Genomic DNA, 19,209 nt, shown 5'->3' with positions numbered 1-19,209 from the left:
TCGAATCCCGGACGCCGGGAGTCCGGCCGCGCGCTCCCGGCGTCGCGTGCGTCCCGGCTCGCGTGCGTAGTCGGCCTTCTATCTCCGACCGGTGTTGTTCATAGAATGGGCGAGTGGAGGACATCGAAGCGATCGCGGCGTTGCAGGATCCGGTCCGGCGTCGCCTGTACGAGTACGTGTCGGGGCAGGGCCGCGAGGTCGGCCGCAACGAGGCCGCCGAGGCGACCGGCATCGCGCGCACGCTCGCCGCACACCATCTCGACAGGCTGACGGAGGCGGGACTGCTGGAGAGCGGCAGCCGCCGCCTGACGGGCCGCTCGGGTCCGGGGGCGGGCCGTCCGGCCAAGGTGTACACGCGGTCGCGGCGCGAGCGGACGGTGTCGCTGCCCGCCCGCGACTACCGCACCGCCGCCGAACTGCTGGCCGAGGCCGCCGAGCAGGCCGGGCTGGACGACGGACTGCGGGCGGCCGCACGCCGCCGCGGCGAGTCGCTGCGGGGCTCGGCCGCGCCGTGCGACGGTCTCGAAGACGCCCTGGAACTGCTGGCCGCTCGCGGCTACGAACCGCACCTGGAAGCTGCCGACGCCCCGAACATCAGGGCCCAAGAGGGCTGCGAGGGCCACGGAGAGGGCGAGGCCGGCGAGGGGCCGCGGCCGTCGGAAGCGGCCGAGCGGGTCGTCCGCATGCGCAACTGCCCCTTCCACGCCGTCGCCGAACGCTTCCCGCCCCTGGTCTGCGGCATGAATCTCGCGCTGCTGGAAGGGCTGCTCGGCACGGACGGAGCAGTCCGGGCCCGTATGGACGCCAGGCCGGGCGAGTGCTGCGTGGTGATCGAGGCTTCTAAAAGCGATATCGATTGACATAGAAAAGGCGGCCATGCTGGGATGACGTCATGACCGCATCCACGCATGCCGCCCACCTCGCCCAACTCAACGTCGCCACGCTGCGCCACCCGCTCGACGACCCGCGCACCGCGCCGTTCGTCGAGATGCTCGACCCGGTCAACGCCGCGGCCGACCAGGCGTCCGGCTTCGTGTGGCGGTTCACGGGAGAGGGCGCGAACGACGCCACCGGCGTGCGTCCGGCGGGCGAGAACGTCATCGTCAACCTGACGGTGTGGCAGACCCAGGAAGCCCTGTGGGACTTCACCTACCGCAGCGGACACCTGGAGGCGATGCGGCGGCGCCGCGAATGGTTCGAGCGGCACGTCGAGGCGCATCTGGTGCTCTGGTGGGTCACGCCCGGTCATCTCCCCACGGTCGACGAGGCGTTGGAGCGCCTGGCGGACCTGCGGGCGCACGGGCCGTCTCCCCGCGCCTTCACCTTCGCCTCCCCCCACACCGCGGCCGAGGCCGAAGCCGCCGAGCACGTCCGGACGACGAGGCCCGCGTCCGCGGAAGCCCGCTGACGCCGGCCTCATCACGGACGTCCACGAGTCCCCGGACCGTGCACCCCGACGCGATCGGCCGGGTTCCCCGGTCAGGGGGAAGCCTCGGCGCCGTTGGCTCCCCGCCGTCACCGGCGTGCCGACGGGGAATCAACGAGCGGCACTGGCGGCACGGGTGGCAGGCCCGTACCGGCTCAGGACCTTCAGGACAGACGCGTGGACAGCACCAGGCCGTCACCGATGGGCAGTTCGACGGTGGCGTACTCGGGGCCGTTGACGTGCTCCAGGTACGGCTGCCACAGCCAGCGCGCGAGGTTCACGTCGTCGCCCAGCACCAGGGCGTTCGGGGCCAGGACCGGCTCCAGCATCTTCAGGACGGTGAGGTTGTCGTCCTTCCACGCGTCCAGCAGCAGCAGGTCGATCGGGCCCTCGAGGTCCGCCAGCGTCTTCAGCGCGTCGCCCTCGCGGATCTCGACGTACTCGGTGAGACCGGCCTCCGCGAGGTTGCGGTCGGCGACCTCGATCTTGGACGGCATCACCTCGGTGCCGATCACCTTGCCGCCGCCGTTGTCCTTCACACCGGCAGCCAGGTAGATCGTCGACACCGCGAACGAGGTGCCGAACTCCACCACCGTACGCACGTTGCGCGTCCGGCACAGCACGTACATCAGGTTGCCGATGTCCCGGTGCACCGGCAGGTAGGCGTCCTCGAACATCTCGTTGAGGGCCTCGTGGCCGATCTCCTCCGGCGGCCGCCCGTCGGCGATCAGCTTCTGGATGGGGTCCGCGTCCTTGACCTTCTCGTCCTCGTAGAGGCGGTCGAGCAGTGCGCTGACCTTCTCGTTCTGCAGTGTCGTCATGCCACGCCTTCCGGGCGTCGAGGGAGCTGGCCGGCGTGGCCAGTCCGAGCGGAGATCGAATCGGGAAGAGCCCGTCCGGGCCCGAACCGTCTGGATCGCATCAGCGTCGGGACATCCGGCTGAGCACCGGGTTCGGCGACGAGGCTAGGGCCCCGCCGGAGCCGACAGGACCCCGGCCGGGGTCTGTTAGGGGGGCCGATTCCCGTGATCTGGGGTCCGGTCCGCTGGCGCCCCCGATCGGCCGGGTGGCTGAATGACCGAGGCCGGGACAGGTCCCCGCGCCCCGCGATCCGGCGCCGGACCCGACCGGCGCCACAGCCCCTCAGCCGACGATTGGACGAGCGAGTGGACGAGCGAACGGACGAGCGAGCAATCGAGCGAGCCGACGAGCGAGGGAATGAACGGCAGGACTCGCACGTGGCCCTTCTGCGCGGAAGCCGTCTCTTCTTCGCCCACCACCATCTGACCGGAGCGGCCTGGGGGCAGCACGCCCTCCACCCCTTCCCCGAACGGGCCGCCGCCGTGGCCGCCGTCGGCTCCACCGGCATCGGCTTCGACGCGCAAGAACTCACCCAGCTGGTCGGCGCCCACTCCGCCGGCTGGGTCCGCGACGTACTCGACGGCCACGGCCTGCACATCGGCGAACTCGAGGTGCTGACCTGGTGGTGGGGCACCCGGGACGACGCCGACGCCTCCCGGCCGATGGCGGAGGCGATGTTCGCGCTGGCCGACGAGTTCGGCATCGGCCGCCTCAAGGCGTCCGCGGTGTTCCTGCAACTGTCCGACCGGCCCCCGCTGGAGACGCTCGCCGAGCGGTTCGCCACCCTCTGCGACCGGGCGGCCGAGCACGGACTGCGCATCGCCCTCGAACCGGTCGCCGCCTTCCCGCACTTCGGCTACGCGGACGCGGCACAGATCGTCCTGGACGCCGACCGGCCCAACGGCGGCGTGGAGATCGACGCCTGGCACTTCTTCCGGGACCCGACCGGCTTCGCCGCCCTGGACCGGCTGGACGGACGGCACATCACCGGACTCGAACTCTGCGACGGCGTCGCCGAACCGCGGGTGTCCCTCATGGAGGACTCCGCGGACGGCCGGCTCCTGCCCGGCGCCGGCAGCTTCGACCTGCCCCGGCTGCTCGGCGAGATCGACCGCAAGCGACCCGACGTCGACCTGTCGGTGGAGGTTCTCTCCGCACCGATGCGGACCCTTTCCCCGGCCGAGAACACCAAGCAGACGGTGGAGGCGGTCGACGCCTTGCTCGACCGGCGCTGAACGGCACCCTGGCCCGCTCACCAGCATCGAGTCATTCAGTCAGGACGGCTTCCATGACCCAAGCATCCCAGCCCCAGCAGGATGACAGGCTTCGTGACTACCTGAAGCGGGCGACCGCGGAACTGCAGAACACGCGGCGGCAGTTGACCAGACTGAAGGACGCGGCACGCGAACCGATCGCCATCGTCGGCATGTCCTGCCGATTCCCCGGCGGCGTCGCGTCCCCGCAGGAGTTGTGGAACCTCGTCGCCGAGGGCCGCGACGCCGTCTCCGCCTTCCCCACCAACCGCGGCTGGGACGTCGACGCCCTGTACGACCCCGAGCCGGGCGCCGAGGGCAAGACCTACACCCGGGCCGGGGGTTTCCTCCACGACGCCGACCACTTCGACGCCGACTTCTTCTCCCTCAGCCCCCGCGACGCCGTCGAGTCCGACGTCCAGCAGCGCATCCTCCTCGAACTCGCCTGGGAGGCCTTCGAGTCGGCGGGCATCGACCCCACCCTCGCCCGCGGCAGCCGCACCGGAGTCTTCGCCGGACTCGTCTACCACGACTACCCCGGCAACGCGAACATGGGCTCCATCGTCTCGGGCCGGATCTCCTACACCCTCGGCCTGGAGGGGCCGGCGGTGACGGTGGACACGGCGTGCTCGTCGTCGCTCGTGGCCCTGCACCTCGCGGCCCAGGCGCTCCGCTCGGGCGAGTGCACGCTCGCCCTCGCCGGCGGCGTGAACGTCATGTCCGCGCCCGACGCCTTCGTGGAGTTCAGCCGGCAACGGGGACTGTCACCGGACGGTCGGTGCAAGGCGTTCGCCGAGGCCGCGGACGGTACGGGCTGGGGTGAGGGCGCGGGTCTGCTGCTGGTGGAGCGGCTGTCGGACGCGCGCAGGCTGGGGCATCCGGTGCTGGCCGTGGTGCGGGGTTCGGCGGTCAACCAGGACGGTGCGTCCAACGGCCTGACGGCGCCCAACGGTCCGGCGCAGCAACGGGTGATCCGGGCCGCGCTCGCCAACGCGGGCTTGAACGCGGCCGATGTGGACCTGGTCGAGGCGCACGGCACCGGAACCCGGCTGGGGGATCCGATCGAGGCGCAGGCCTTGCTCGCCACGTACGGACAGGGACGAGAGGGTCAAGAGCCCCTGTACCTGGGGTCGTTGAAGTCGAACCTGGGACACACGCAGGCGGCGGCGGGCGTCGGCGGCGTCATCAAGCTGGTGGAGGCGATGCGGCACGGCGTGATGCCGCGGACGCTGCACATCGACGCGCCGTCGTCGCAGGTGGACTGGTCGGCGGGAGCGGTCGAACTGCTGACGGAGGCGCGAGCCTGGCCCGTGGGAGAGGACCGCCCGAGGCGGGCGGCGGTGTCGTCGTTCGGCGTCAGCGGCACCAACGCGCACGTCGTCATCGAACAGGCCGACGTCGAGGAGCAGTTGACGTCGCGCGAGACCGGCCAGGTCGGTGACGGCCCGGTGGCGCTGGCTCTGTCGGCCCGCTCGCCGGAGGCGCTGACGGCATCGGCTGCGCGCCTGACGTCCTGGTGGTCCCAGCGTCACGACGTCGAAGTCGGCGCGCTGGCTTCGGCGTTGACGCATGGGCGCGCCCTCCTGGAGCACCGGGCGGTGATCGTCGCCGCCGACCGCGAGGAGGCGCTGACGCAGCTGGCCGCGTTCGCTTCGGAGGGTGTCGGGACAGCCGTCACGGGGCGGGTGTCGGGGGGCCGGACGGGGTGGTTGTTCACGGGGCAGGGGTCGCAGTGGCTGGGGATGGGTCGCGACTTGTACGCGGCCGAGCCGGTGTTCGCGGCTGCCTTCGATGAGGCGTGCGATGCCCTGGACGCGCACTTGCCGGGGCCGCTTCGTGAGGTGGTGTGGGGTGAGGATGCGTCGTCGATGGATGCGACGGTGTTCGCTCAGGCGGGCTTGTTCGCCGTGCAGGCGGGTTTGGTGGCCGTCCTGCGGCACTGGGGTGTGAGTCCGGATGTGCTGCTGGGGCATTCGGTCGGGGAGATCTCTGCCGCGTATGCGGCGGGGGTGTTCGGGCTGGAGGATGCGGCGCGTCTGGTGGCGGCGCGTGGGTCGTTGATGCAGGCCCTGCCGGACGGTGGAGGCATGCTGGCGCTGGCCGCCGGCCTGGAGGGTGTCGGGGAGCTGATCGACGGAATCGCCGTGGACGTTGCGGCCGTCAACGCGCCGAGGGCCGTCGTGGTGTCCGGTCCGGTCGCGGACCTGGAGCAGGTGGCGGCCCGTGCTGCTGAGGCGGGAGTGCGGGCGACGCGGTTGTCGGTCTCGCACGCGTTCCACTCCCGGTTGATGGATCCGATGCTGAAGGAGTTCGCCCAGGTCGCCGCGACGGTGACCTATCGCGAGCCGACCACGGCGGTGGTCTCGAACATGACGGGACAGGTGGCCTCCGCGGAGCTGACCGACCCGGCCCACTGGGTGCGGCATGTGCGGGAGGCGGTCCGTTTCGCGGACGGCCTGGCCACGGCGCGGGAGCTGGGTGTGACGCGGTTCGTGGAGGTCGGTCCGGAGGCAGTCCTGACCGCGCTCACCCGCCAATCCCTCCTCGAAGCCGACAATGTGACCTTCGCCCCGCTGATGCGCCGCCCCAAAGAGGGCACCTCGGCGCAGGCCACGTTGCTGAACGCGGCCGCCGCCCTCCACGTGTCCGGCGCATCCGTCGACTGGCACCTGCCCGTCCCGGCCCGTCACCTCGACCTCCCCACCTACCCCTTCCAGCGCAGCCGCTACTGGGCCGACGCGCCGACGACCGCCCGGCGCCCGGAGGACCGGGCGCGGCAACTGCTCGACCAGTGGCGTTACGAGGTCGGCTGGGAGGAGCTGGACGGCCGTGGGCCCGCGGAGCTGACCGGGGACTGGTGGCTGCTCGTACCGGCCGGGAGCGACGACGTCGACGGTTGCCGTGTGTTCTGCGGCCTGGCCCGCAGAGGAGCCCGGCTGACCGTCATCGACGTACCCGAAGCGGACCGCGAGGACATCGCGGGCCTGCTGCGCGCCAGGCTGGCCGAGGAGCCCGCCCCGACGGGGATCGTCTCCCTGCTCGGTGGTGAGCGGCGCCCCGGGGACCCGCCCGCCGCGCCGCACGGTCTGCTCGTCAGCGTCGCCACCGTGCAGGCCGTCGTGGACGTCGGGCTCGCCACGCGGCTGTGGTGCCTGACCACCGGAGCCGTCGCCGTCGCCGGCCCCGGGGAACTGGGCGCGCTCGACCAGGCATCCCTGTGGGGCGTCGCCGTCGGCACCGCGCTCGACCACCCCGACGTCTGGGGAGGGATCGTCGACCTGCCCGTCGCGTTCAGCGAGGCCGACGTCGACGCGCTCTGCGGCGTGCTGGCCGACGGCACCGAGGACCAGGTCGCGGTGCGGGGCGGGACGCCGTACGGCCGACGGCTGCGGCACGCCCCGGCGCCGGATCCGATCACGGCCACCTGGCGGCCGCGCGGAACCGTACTGGTGACCGGAGGAACCGGAGGCGTGGGCGGCCAGGTCGCCCGCTGGCTCGCCGCGCACGGCGCCGAGCACATCGTCCTGGCCGGACGTCGCGGTGGCGCCTCACCCGAGGCCGCCGCGCTGGCCGGCGAACTCACCGCCGCCGGCACTCCGGTGACGCTCGCCGCGTGCGACGCCACCGACACCGATGGCCTGCGACGCCTCGTCGACGGCGTCCCCGCCGACCGGCCGCTCACCGCCGTGGTGCACGCAGCCGGCCAGTCACAGCGGTTGGCCCCACTGACCGAGCTGTCCGCCGAGGAGTTCGTCGACGTGATCCGGGCCAAGGCGGCCGGCGCGCTGGCGCTCGACGAGGCGGTCGGCGACCGTCCCCTGGACGCCTTCGTCGTGTTCTCGTCCGGCGCGGCGGTGTGGGGCAGCGTCAACCAGACCGCTTACAGCACCGCAAACGCCTTCCTGGACGGCTTCGTCCAGGACCGGCGCCGACGCGGCAGGCCCGCGACGGCCATGGCCTGGGGACCGCTCGACACCGGCATGCTCGACGCCGAGGCGGCGGACTACATGCGGCGCATCGGAGCGCCCCCGATGGCGACGGCGACCGCCCTGACGGCGCTCGGCCACGCCGGTGAGAGCGCTCCGGCGCACCAGGTGGTGGCCGCCTTCGACTGGGAGAAGTTCGCGCCCACCTTCACCCTCGCCCGTCCACGACCGCTGCTCGACACCCTGCCCGAGGTGCGCGCCGCGCTCGGCGGCGGCCGGGCCGAGGGAGAGGGCGGTACCACCGAACTCACGCGAAGGCTGGCCTCGCTGCCGCCCGCCGGTCAGCTCAACGCGGTCCTGGACGCCGTCCGCGCCCAGGTGGCGGCCGTCCTCGCCTACGCGGACCCTTCGGCGCTCAGCCTCGACCGTCCCTTCGTCGACCTCGGCTTCGACTCGCTCGCGGCGGTCGAGCTGCGCGGCGGCCTCGGCAAGGCCACGGGACTCGCACTGCCCAGCACGCTCGCCTTCGACTTCGCCACCCCCGCCACCCTGGCCGAGCACATCCTCTCGCGGCTCTGCCCCGACCCGGCGGAACAGGCGGCCGCACTGCTCGGCGAGCACCTGGCCGGTCTGGAACGGGCGATCGAGTCGATGACACCGGCCGGCCTGGAGGCGTCCGGCGCGACCGCGAGGCTGCGCTCACTGCTCACCTCGCTCGACCAGCCCGCCGACGGCGGCGAACTCACCGACCGGCTCGAGTCCGCCAGCGCGGACGACGTCTTCGACTACATCGACAGCGAGCTCGGTCTCGGCGCGAGCAACTGACCCGAAGGAAGCGGCGGAACCGATGTCCTCTGACGGCAAGCTCCTCGACTACCTCAAGCGGGTCACGGCCGACCTCGCACGGACCCGGCAGCGTCTCGCCGAAGCCGAGTCCCGGGATCAGGAGCCCATCGCCATCGTCGCGATGAGCTGCCGCTACCCCGGCTCGGTGACCTCGGCCGACGACCTGTGGCGCCTGGTCCGCGACGGCGTCGACGCGACGTCGGACTTCCCCGCCGACCGCGGCTGGCGGACCGCGGCGGCACCGCACGCGGCCGGGGCGGATCCCGCCGGCCCCGCCCGCCCTCCCGCGCGATCCGGCCCTGCTGACCCCGCGGACCCGAACGCTCCCCACGGCCCGGCCTCGCCCGACCGCATGGGACCCGACGGCGTGGGCGACGAGGCGGGGACGGGCGCGGTGGCCCGGGGCGGGTTCGTCACCGACGCCGCACTGTTCGAGCCGGGCTTCTTCGACATCTCGCCGCGCGAGGCGGTCGCGATGGACCCGCAGCAGCGACTGGTGCTCGAAACGGCCTGGGAGGCCTTCGAACTCGCCGGGATCGACGCCCACACGCTGAAGGGCATGCCGGTCGGCACCTTCATCGGCTCCGGCCTCCAGGACTACGGCTACCTGCTCGAAGGCGCACCCGAACTCGCGCAGACCTACCAGGCGACGTCCACGGCGGCATCCGTGCTCGCCGGCCGAGTCGCCTACACCTTCGGCTTCGAAGGGCCGACGGTGACCGTGGACACCGCGTGCTCGTCGTCGCTGGTGGCGCTGCACCTCGCGGCACGGGCCCTGCGCGCCGGTGAATGCTCCATGGCCCTGGCCGGCGGAGTCATGATCATGTCGACCGCCGGGGCCTTCGTCGGGTTCAGCAAACAGGGCGGGCTCGCGGCCGACGGCCGCTGCAAGCCGTTCGCGGACGCGGCGGACGGGACCGCGTGGGGCGAAGGCGCCGGACTGCTCCTCGTCGAGAAATTGTCGGATGCGCGCAGGCTGGGGCATCCGGTGCTGGCCGTGATGCGGGGGTCGGCGGTCAACCAGGACGGTGCGTCCAACGGCCTGACGGCGCCCAACGGCCCGGCGCAGCAACGGGTGATCCGGGCCGCTCTCGCCAACGCCGGTCTGACACCTGCCGATGTGGACCTGGTGGAAGGGCACGGCACCGGGACCCGGCTGGGTGATCCGATCGAGGCGCAGGCATTGCTCGCCACGTACGGGCAGGGGCGGGAGGGCCGGGAGCCGCTGTATCTGGGGTCGTTGAAGTCGAACCTGGGACACACGCAGGCGGCCGCGGGCGTCGGCGGCGTCATCAAGCTGGTGGAGGCGATGCGGCACGGCGTGATGCCGCGGACGCTGCACGTGGACGCGCCGTCGTCACAGGTGGACTGGTCGGCGGGCGCGGTGGAGCTGCTGGCCGAGGCACGGGCCTGGTCGACGGAGGGAGATCGTCCGCGGCGGGCGGCGGTGTCGTCGTTCGGCATCAGCGGCACCAACGCGCACGTGATCCTGGAGCAGGCACCCGCGCCGGATGAGCCGGCTGAGCTGGACGAGTCGAACAGGCCCGATGAGTCGGTTGGGTTGACGGAGACGGTGGGCGCTCCGAGCTGCGACGGTCCGGTGCCGTTGACTCTGTCGGCACGGTCGCCGGAGGCGTTGACGGCTTCCGCTCGTCGGCTGGTGTCGTGGTGGTCCGAGCATGACGATATCGAAGTCGGGGCGGTGGCTGCGGCGTTGGCGCGTGGGCGCGCTTCGCTGGAGCACCGGGCGGTGGTCGTCGCCGCCGACCGCGAGGAGGCGCTGACACGCTTGGCCTCGTTCGCTTCGGAGGGGATCGGGGCGATCAGCGGGCGGGTGTTTTCCGGCCGGACGGGGTGGTTGTTCACGGGGCAGGGCTCGCAGTGGCTGGGGATGGGCCGGGAGTTGTGTGCGGCCGAGCCGGTGTTCGCGACTGCTTTCGACGAGGCGTGCGAGGCGCTCGACCGGCATCTGGCGAGGCCGGTTCGTGAGGTGGTGTGGGGTGAGGATGCGTCGCTGGTGGACGCGACGCAGTTCACCCAGGCGAGCTTGTTCGCTGTGCAGGCTGGTCTGGTGGCCGTCCTGCGGCACTGGGGTGTGAGCCCGGATGTGCTGCTGGGCCATTCGGTCGGGGAGATCTCGGCTGCGTACGCGGCGGGGGTGTTCGGACTCGACGATGCGGCGCGCTTGGTGGCGGCGCGTGGGTCGTTGATGCAGGCGCTGCCGGAAGGTGGGGGCATGCTGGCGCTGGCTGGCGACCCGGCGCAGACAGGGGCGCTGATCTCGGGTACGGCCGTGGATTTTGCGGCCGTCAACGGGCCTGGGGCGGTGGTGGTGTCCGGCGCGATCACGGACCTGGAGCAGGTGGCGGCCCGTGCTGCTGAGGCGGGTGTGCGGGCGACGCGGTTGTCGGTCTCGCACGCGTTCCACTCCCGGTTGATGGAGCCGATGCTGGAGGAGTTCGCTCAGGTCGCCGCGACGGTGACGTATCGAGAGCCGGGCGTGCCGGTGGTCTCGAACGTGACCGGTCAGGTGGTGTCGGCGGAGCTGACCGACCCCGGCTACTGGGTGCGGCATGTACGGGAGGCGGTCCGTTTCGCGGACGGTCTGGCCACGGCACGTGGGCTGGGTGTGTCCCGCTTCGTGGAGGTGGGCCCGGAGGCCGTCCTGACCGCGATGGCCCGCCAAAGCGTGGACAGCCCTGACGAGTTGACCTTCGCCCCGCTGATGCGCCGCCCGAAGGAAGGCATCACGGCCCAGGCGACGTTGCTGAACGCGGCCGCCGCCCTCCATGTGTCCGGCGTGTCCGTCAATTGGCACCTGCCCGCCCTCACGCGCCACCTCGACCTGCCCACCTACCCCTTCCAGCGCAGCCGCTACTGGGTCGAGCCCACCGAGTCGGTCGCCGATGTCGGTGCGGCCGGACTCGACGCCGCTGAGCATCCGTTGCTCGGGGCGGCCGTCAGCGTCGCCGACACCGGAGGTGCTCTGCTCACGGGCCGGCTGTCCGTCGAGACGCAGCCGTGGCTCGCGGACCATCGCGTCGGAGACGAGGTGTTCTTCCCCGGTACCGGGATGCTGGAGCTCGCCGTGCGGGCAGGTGACCAGGTCGGCTGCCGCCGGGTCGAGGAACTGACACTGCACGCACCGCTGGTGCTGCCCGAGGCGGGCGCCGTGCAGGTCCAGGTGACGGTCGGACCGGCCGACGAGCAGGGTCTGCACCCGGTCGCCGTGCACGCGCGTCCCGCCGGGGCGGACACCGCCGGGCAGTGGACGCGGCACGCCTCGGGAGCGCTGTCCGCCGCCGCGTCGTCCACCTCGTCCGCGGCGGAAGCGCTGGCCGCCGAATGGCCGCCCGCCGGGGCGCAGCCCATCGACGTCGAGGCCCTGTACCCCGACCTCGCCGAGGCAGGGCTGCGCTACGGCCCCGTGTTCCAGGGGCTGCGCCGGGCCTGGCGGCTCGACGACGAGGTCTTCGCCGACGTCGCCCTCGCGGACGTGCGGGACGGGGCCGGGTTCGGCCTGCACCCCGCCGTACTCGACGCCGCCCTGCACGCGGTCGTCCTCTCCTCGGCGAACGAAGGCGCGGCGGCACTGCCCTTCAGCTGGTCAGGCTTCGAACTGCACGGCAGCGGGGCCGGCGCGCTCCGGGTGCGGATCCGGCCCCTCGCCGTCAACGAGGTCGCCCTGACCGTCGCCGACCAGGCGGGCCACGCGGTGGCCACGGCGGACGCCCTCTCGCTGCGCCCGCTCACGGGCATGGAACAGCGGTCCGACGCGACGCCGCCGCTCTACCAGCAGAGTTGGGTTCCCGTCGCGACGCCGGTGGAGCCGGTCGCCGTCCAGGAGTGGGAGAAGCTCGGCCCGGCGGACGCGCCCACCGGGGTGGTGGTGCTGCGGACGATGCGAGCGCGCGACCGGGACGTCGTAGCGGAGGTCCATGCGCGCACCGCCGACGTCCTCGCCGTGCTGCAACGGCTCCTCTCGGAGCCGCGACTGGCCGAGGCGACCCTTGCCGTGGTCACCGAAGGGGCTGTCAGCGCCGCCGGGGAGCCGGTCGCCGACCTGCCGGGGGCCGCCGTCTGGGGGCTGGTCCGCTCGGCGCAGTCCGAGAACCCGGACCGCTTCGTCCTGATCGACGCAGACCCCGATCTCGGCGTCGACGGTGAGGTCGAGGGCTACAAAGAGGCCGGGCGCGGCGGAGAGGCGGGCGGCGGTGCCGCCGGGATGAGGGCCCTGGGCCTGGCGTTGGCCACCGCTGAGCCCCAACTCGCCCTGCGGGGGACTCGTTTGCTGGCCGCGCGACTGACGCCGCTGTCCGTCCCGGCCGAAAGGCCTCCCGTCTTCGCCGGGGAGGGCACGACGTTGGTCACCGGCGGCCTCGGCGCCCTCGGCGGACGCGTCGCCCGGCATCTGGTGACCGCACACGGTGTACGTCGCCTCCTGCTCGTCGGCCGTCGCGGCGCGGACACCCCGGGAGCGGCCGAACTATTGGACGAAATAAGCGAGTTGGGTGCGGAAGTCACCGCCGCTGCCTGCGACCTGTCGGATCGCGGCGCGGTCGAGTCCCTCCTCGCGACGGTCTCGGCCGACGCACCGCTGACCGCGGTCGTCCACGCCGCCGGCGTGCTCGACGACGGCGCGATCGCCTCACTGACACCGGAGCGACTGGACGTCGTCCTCGCCGCCAAAACCGACGCGGCACTCCATCTGCATGAACTCACCCGCCACGCCCCCCTGTCGGCGTTCGTGATGTTCTCCTCCGCCTCAGGCCTGCTCGGCGCCCCCGGACAGGGCAACTACGCGGCGGCGAACACCCTCCTCGACGCGCTCGCCGAGACCCGGCGCGCTCAAGGGCTGCCCGGCCTCTCCCTCGCCTGGGGCATGTGGGCGGTGGCCGACGGCATGGCCGGCACCGACGAAGCGGCAGGGTCCGGTGCGCTCCTCGGCCACACCGCGGAGCAGGGACTCGCCATGCTCGACGCGTCCCTGCACTGCGCCCCGGCCCTCGTCGTACCGATCCGCCTCGACCTCGCGGAACTCCGCCGCGACCCGGAGTCGCTGCCCGCGATGTTCCGCACCCTGGCGCCGGTCCGCCGCCGACGGGCCGGGAGCGCACGGGCCGGCGACACGTCCCGCCTGCGCCGCCTGCTCCAGGACGTTCCCGAGGCCGAGTGGGAGCAGACGCTGCTGGCCCTGGTCCAGCGCGAGGCCGCGGCCGTCCTCGCGTATCCGGACCCCGCCGCCATCGAGGCGACCAAGGCCTTCCGGGACATGGGTTTCGACTCGCTGGCCGGTGTGGAACTGCGCAACCGCATCAACACCGCCACCGGCCTGCGACTGCCCGCCACGCTGGTCTTCGACCAACCCGAGCCCGCCGTGCTGGCCCGGCTCCTCCGGGAGGAAGCCGCGGGCCCGGCCGCCGTAGCCGCGGCGCCGGTACGCCGCACACCCGCCCTCCAGGACGACGAACCGATCGTCATCGTGTCCATGGCCTGCCGCTACCCCGGCGGCGTCACCTCCCCGGAGGACCTGTGGCGACTGGTCGCCGAGGGCCGCGACGCCGTCTCGCCGTTCCCGACCGACCGCGGCTGGGACCTCGCCCGGCTGGTGGATCCGAGCCGTACGGCGCCGGACACCTCGTACGTCGACAGCGGCGGCTTCCTCCACGACGCCCACCTCTTCGACGGCGACTTCTTCGGTATCAGCCCCAACGAGGCGCTGATCATGGACCCGCAGCAGCGCCTGCTCCTGGAGACCTCCTGGGAGGTCCTCGAACGCGCCGGCATCGACCCGGGCACCCTGAAGGGCAGCGACACCGGCGTCTTCACGGGCATGATGTACCACGACTACCCCCACAACACGGTCACCGGCGCCATCGCATCCGGCCGGGTGTCGTACGCCTTCGGCTTCGAAGGCCCGTCGATGACCATCGACACGGCGTGCTCGTCCTCGCTCGTCGCCCTGCACCTTGCGGGCCAGGCCCTGCGGTCGGGTGAGTGCTCCCTGGCCCTGGTCGGCGGCGTCACGGTGATGTCGACGCCGGAGACCTTCGTGGAGTTCAGCCGCCAGCGAGGTCTCGCCGCGGACGGCCGGTGCAAGGCCTTCGCCGACGCGGCCGACGGGACCGGGTGGTCGGAAGGCGTCGGACTGCTGCTGGTCGAGAAGCTGTCGGACGCGCGCAGGCTGGGGCATCCGGTGCTGGCGGTGGTGCGGGGTTCGGCGGTCAACCAGGACGGTGCGTCCAACGGTCTGACGGCACCGAACGGGCCGTCCCAGCAGCGGGTGATCCGTGCCGCTCTCGCCGACGCGGGCTTGTCCGTGGCGGATGTGGACCTGGTCGAGGGACACGGCACCGGGACCCGGCTGGGTGACCCGATCGAGGCGCAGGCCTTGCTCGCGACCTACGGGCAGGGGCGGGACGGCCGGGAACCGCTGTATCTGGGCTCGTTGAAGTCGAACCTGGGGCACGCCCAGGCGGCCGCGGGGGTCGGCGGCGTCATCAAGCTGGTGGAGGCGATGCGGCACGGGGTCATGCCGCCGACGCTGCACGTGGACGTTCCCTCGTCACAGGTGGACTGGTCGGCGGGTGCGGTGGAGCTGCTGACGGAGGCGCGGGACTGGCCTGTTGTCGGTGATCGTCCGCGGCGGGCGGCCGTGTCGTCGTTCGGCATCAGCGGCACCAACACACACGTGATCATCGAGCAGGCGCCGCCGCCGACGCCGGCCGAGGCCGACGACACCCGCGTCACGAGTGAAACCACTATGGCCCTCGCCTTCTCGGCACGGTCACCGGAGGCGCTGAGGGCTTCGGCTGCCCGTCTGGCCTCGTGGTGGTCCCGGCGTGAGGATGTCGAAGTCGGGGCGGTGGCTGTGGCGTTGGCGGGTGGGCGCGCCTTGCTGGAGCATCGGGCGGTGGTCGTCGCCGCCGACCGCGAGGAGGCGCTGGCGCACCTGGCTTCGTTCGCTTCGGAGGGGATCGGGGCGATCAGCGGGCGGGTGTCTTCCGGTCGGACGGGGTGGTTGTTCACGGGGCAGGGGTCGCAGTGGCTGGGGATGGGCCGGGAGTTGTGTGCGGCCGAGCCGGTGTTCGCGACTGCTTTCGACGAGGCGTGCGGCGCGCTTGACCGGCATATGCCGGGGCCGGTTCGTGAGGTGGTGTGGGGGGAGGATGCGTCGTTGGTGGATGCGACGGTGTTCACGCAGGCGGGTCTGTTCGCCGTGCAGGCGGGTTTGGTGGCCGTTCTGCGGCATTGGGGTGTGAGTCCGGATGTGCTGCTGGGGCATTCGGTCGGGGAGATCTCGGCTGCGTATGCGGCTGGGGTGTTCGGGTTGGAGGATGCGGCGCGGCTGGTGGCGGCGCGTGGGTCGTTGATGCAGGCCTTGCCGGAGGGCGGGGGGATGCTGGCGCTGGCTGCGAACCCTGAAAAGGTGGAGGAGTTGGTCGCCGGACTCGGCGTGGATGCTGCGGCCGTCAACGGGCCTGCGGCGGTGGTGGTGTCCGGTGCGGTCGGGGATCTGGAGCGGGTGGCCGAGCGGGCTGAGGCGCACGGGGTGCGGGCGACGCGGTTGTCGGTCTCGCACGCTTTCCACTCCCGGTTGATGGATCCGATGCTGGCGGAGTTCGCTCAGGTCGCGGCGAGCGTGACGTATCGCGAGCCGACGACTGCGGTGGTCTCGAACGTGACCGGTCAGGCGGTGTCGGCGGAGCTGACCGACCCCGGCTACTGGGTGCGGCACGTGCGCGAGGCCGTCCGGTTCTCCGACGGCCTGGTAACGGCACGTGGGCTGGGTGTGACCCGGTTCGTGGAGGTGGGCCCGGAGGCAGTGCTGACCGCGCTCGCCCGGCAAACCCTCGACGGCGCCGACGAGTTGACCTTCGCCTCGCTGATGCGCCGCCCGAAGCCGCAGGCCCCCACGGCGCACACCCTCCTCCTCACGGCAGCCGCCACGCTCCACGTGTCCGGTGTGTCCGTGGACTGGCATCTGCCCGCCCCTGTCCGCCACCTCGACCTGCCCACCTACCCCTTCCAGCGCAGTCGCTACTGGTTGTCGGAGCCTGTTTCCGGGTCGGGTGCCGGGCGGGTGTCCGTCGGAGTGGGTGCGGCCGGTCTGCGGGAGTGCGGGCATGGTCTGCTGGCGGCGTCGGTGACGACGGCTGATGGTGTGTCGACGGTGCTGACGGGCCGGATCGGTGTGGGCAGTCACCCGTGGCTGGCCGATCACGCGGTGGCCGGTGTCGCCCTCGTGCCGGGCACAGCCCTGCTGGACATGGCGCTGCACGCCGCCGAGGTCACCGACTACACCGAGGTCAGTGAACTGATCATCGCCCAGCCCCTGATCCTGCCCGCGCACGGTCACGTGGACGTTCAGGTCCAGGTCACCACCGCCGGTGAGCAGGCCGAAGTCAGCATCCACTCCCGCCCCGCCGACGACGCCGACACACCCTGGACCACCCACGCCACCGGAACCCTCACCAGAGCAACAACTCCACCCCTCGCGACCGCCGGGCTGGACACCTGGCCCCCCACCGGCGCCGCCCCCATCGACGTGTCCGACGCATACGCGGAGCTGCACGATCTGGGGTTGCAGTACGGGCCGGCGTTCCGGGGGCTGCGTGCGGCCTGGCGGCGTGGTGACGACGTGTACGCGGAGGTCGTGCTGCCGGAGGAGATCGACGTCTCCGGACACACGGTCCATCCGGCCCTGCTCGATGCCGCCCTGCACGCTGTAGCCCTGCTCGGCGGCGGCGGGGGCGATGACGTCGACGGCGGAGGGGCGACCGTACGGCTGCCGTTCGCATGGTCAGGGGTCGCCCTGCTGGCGGTACGACCGACCCAACTGCGGGTCCGTCTCACCCTCGACGGGACCGTCGTACGGCTTCAGGCATGTGACCCGACCGGACAGCCGGTGCTCTCCGTCGATTCCTTGGCCCTGCGCGAGCTGTCACCCCAGTCCCTGGAAACTGTCGCGCCGGCCGGGGACGGGCTGTACGAGGTGAGGTGGGTCTCGCGCGGGCGGCTCGCGTCGCCCGCCGGGACGGCGACCCGTCGTCCCGCGGTCGATCTCGCCGAGCTGCCTGCGGCCGGCGAGGTGCCGGATCACGTCGTCCTGCGCACCGGAGGCGGAGAGCCCAGCGCGGCTGTGCACGCTGCACTCGCGGCCTTGCAGGACTGGTTCGCCGACCCGCGGACGTCCGGATCGACGCTCGTCGTTCTCACACGCGGCGCCGTCGCCGTCGCGGGCGAGGAGGTGCCGGATCTGGCAGGGGCCGCCGTCCGTGGACTGGTCCGCTCGGCACAGGCGGAGAACCCGGGCAGGATCGTCCTCGTCGACACCGACACCGACACCGACACCGACACCGACACCGACACCGACACCGGCGTCAGCACTGGCAAGGACATCGGCGGGCTCCCGTTCGACATGCTGATCGGCCTGGACGAATCCCAGCTGGCCCTCCGAGACGGGGAGATCTTCGCCGCTCGGCTGCTGCGCGCCACGACCACCCCGGCGCCCTCCGCTCCGGACACGACACCCCCGGTCGCTGCCGGATTCGGCGACGGCACCGTGCTCGTCACCGGCGCGACGGGCAACCTGGGCCGGCTCTTCTCCCGGCATCTCGTCGCCGAACGAGGCGTACGGAACCTGATGCTGGTGGGACGCAGGGGGGCGGACGCGCCGGGGATGGCGGAGTTCGTGGAAGAGCTGACCGCGCTGGGCGCCGATGTCAGGGTGGCCGCGTGCGACGTCGGCGATCGTGCGGCGCTCGCCGACGTCCTGGCCGGCGTCCCCGAGGACGCTCCGCTCAGCGCGGTCGTCCACTCGGCCGGCGTGCTCGACGACGGCGTGCTCGCGTCGCTGACGCCCGAGCGGGTCGACACGGTCTTCCGGCCGAAGGCCGACGCCGCGTTGCACCTGCACGAGCTGACCCGGGACCTGGATCTGTCGGCCTTCGTCCTCTTCTCCTCGGCCGCGGGCGTGCTCGGCGCGCCGGGGCAGGGAAACTACGCCGCCGCCAACGCACTGCTCGACGCCCTCGCCGCGCACCGCCGCGCCACCGGCCTGCCCGCCCAGTCGCTGGCCTGGGGACTGTGGTCGCTCGACGGCGGCATGGCGGGCGAACTCGGTGACGCGGAACTCCAGCGCCTGCGCAGAGCAGGCATCGAGCCGCTCTCCGAGAAACAGGGCGCAGAACTCTTCGAACGGGCCACCGGATCCGGCGGACCCCTGCTCGTGCCCATGCTGCTCGACACCTCAGCGTCCGGCGAGGGCGAGGTACCCGACCTGCTGCGCGGCCTGATCCGTGCGCCGGGACGCCGCCAGGCCGCCACCGCCGACCGCGGAGCCGCGCTGCGCGACCGCCTGGCCGTCCTCGCTCCCGCCGAGCGGCTCGGCCGCATCTCCGAACTGGTCCGCGGACACGCGGCAACGCTGCTCGGCTACCCGGGCCCCGAGGCGATCGACGAGCAACGCCCTTTCAGCGACATGGGATTCGACTCGCTGGTGGCCGTCGAGTTCCGCAACGCGCTCAGCACGGCGACCGGTCTGCGGCTGCCCGCGACGCTCAGCTTCGACTACCCGGCCACCGCGAGCCTGGCCGCCCACCTCGCCGAACAGCTCTTCCCCGAGGGGCAGTCCGACGACACCGCGGAACACGACGTGCTCTCCGCCCTGCAGAGCATCCCCCTCGCCCGGCTGCGCGACGCCGGGCTGCTCGACACCCTGCTCCAACTCGCCGGTCGCTCCGGACCCGACACCACCGCCACCTCCGCCGGCGCACCAACCGACGGCGCCGGTCCCGGCGCTGTGGACGTCGACGCCATGGACGCGGACGCCCTGATCAACCTGGCGCTCGAAGGCGCCGACTTCGACGACGTCGCCGAGGATGCGTGAGACTGT

General features: G+C 72.6%; 5 protein-coding genes and 1 pseudogene. 5 read left to right on the top strand and 1 reads right to left on the bottom strand.

Going from position 1 to position 19,209, the window contains the following annotated elements; all coding sequences use genetic code 11:
- Window positions 1-113 precede the first annotated feature (113 nt).
- Window positions 114-860: a helix-turn-helix transcriptional regulator gene (locus tag OG802_RS00920; RefSeq protein ID WP_329406165.1), complete on the top strand. Its 747-nt coding sequence runs from the start codon at window positions 114-116 to the stop codon at window positions 858-860.
- Window positions 861-892: 32 nt separating this feature from the next.
- Window positions 893-1,408: a DUF3291 domain-containing protein gene (locus OG802_RS00915; protein WP_329406163.1), complete on the top strand. Its 516-nt coding sequence runs from the start codon at window positions 893-895 to the stop codon at window positions 1,406-1,408.
- Window positions 1,409-1,590: 182 nt separating this feature from the next.
- Here the strand turns inward: OG802_RS00915 and OG802_RS00910 are convergent, their stop codons facing one another.
- On the bottom strand, window positions 1,591-2,247 hold the full coding sequence (locus OG802_RS00910; protein ID WP_329406160.1) for an O-methyltransferase: 657 nt from the start codon (window positions 2,245-2,247) through the stop codon (window positions 1,591-1,593).
- A 417-nt stretch (window positions 2,248-2,664) separates the two neighbouring features.
- Here OG802_RS00910 and OG802_RS00905 point away from each other — a divergent pair, with 417 nt between their 5' ends.
- The 3 genes and pseudogenes from OG802_RS00905 to OG802_RS00895 all read left to right on the top strand — a co-directional run bounded on the left by OG802_RS00905 (window position 2,665) and on the right by OG802_RS00895 (window position 19,203).
- A complete protein-coding gene (locus tag OG802_RS00905) occupies window positions 2,665-3,522 on the top strand; it encodes a sugar phosphate isomerase/epimerase family protein (RefSeq protein ID WP_329406158.1) in 858 nt (285 codons plus the stop codon).
- A gap of 89 nt (window positions 3,523-3,611) precedes the next feature.
- Window positions 3,612-8,291: pseudogene (locus tag OG802_RS00900) on the top strand (SDR family NAD(P)-dependent oxidoreductase); the annotation flags it as partial.
- Between the two features lie 22 nt (window positions 8,292-8,313).
- Window positions 8,314-19,203: a type I polyketide synthase gene (locus OG802_RS00895; protein ID WP_329406155.1), complete on the top strand. Its 10,890-nt coding sequence runs from the start codon at window positions 8,314-8,316 to the stop codon at window positions 19,201-19,203.
- Window positions 19,204-19,209 lie beyond the last annotated feature (6 nt).

It is taken from the genome of Streptomyces sp. NBC_00704 (genome assembly GCF_036226605.1).
GTDB lineage: Bacteria > Actinomycetota > Actinomycetes > Streptomycetales > Streptomycetaceae > Streptomyces.
Note: the sequence above shows the minus strand (reverse complement) of the source record. Positions and strands in the feature narration are given on the sequence as shown.

What these genes read in the sequence shown, in the direction of transcription:
- OG802_RS00915 (WP_329406163.1), top strand. Translation starts at nt 893, where the DNA reads ATGACCGCATCCACGCATGCCGCCCACCTCGCCCAACTCAACGTCGCC.
- OG802_RS00910 (WP_329406160.1), bottom strand. Translation starts at nt 2,247, where the DNA reads ATGACGACACTGCAGAACGAGAAGGTCAGCGCACTGCTCGACCGCCTC.
- OG802_RS00895 (WP_329406155.1), top strand. Translation starts at nt 8,314, where the DNA reads ATGTCCTCTGACGGCAAGCTCCTCGACTACCTCAAGCGGGTCACGGCC.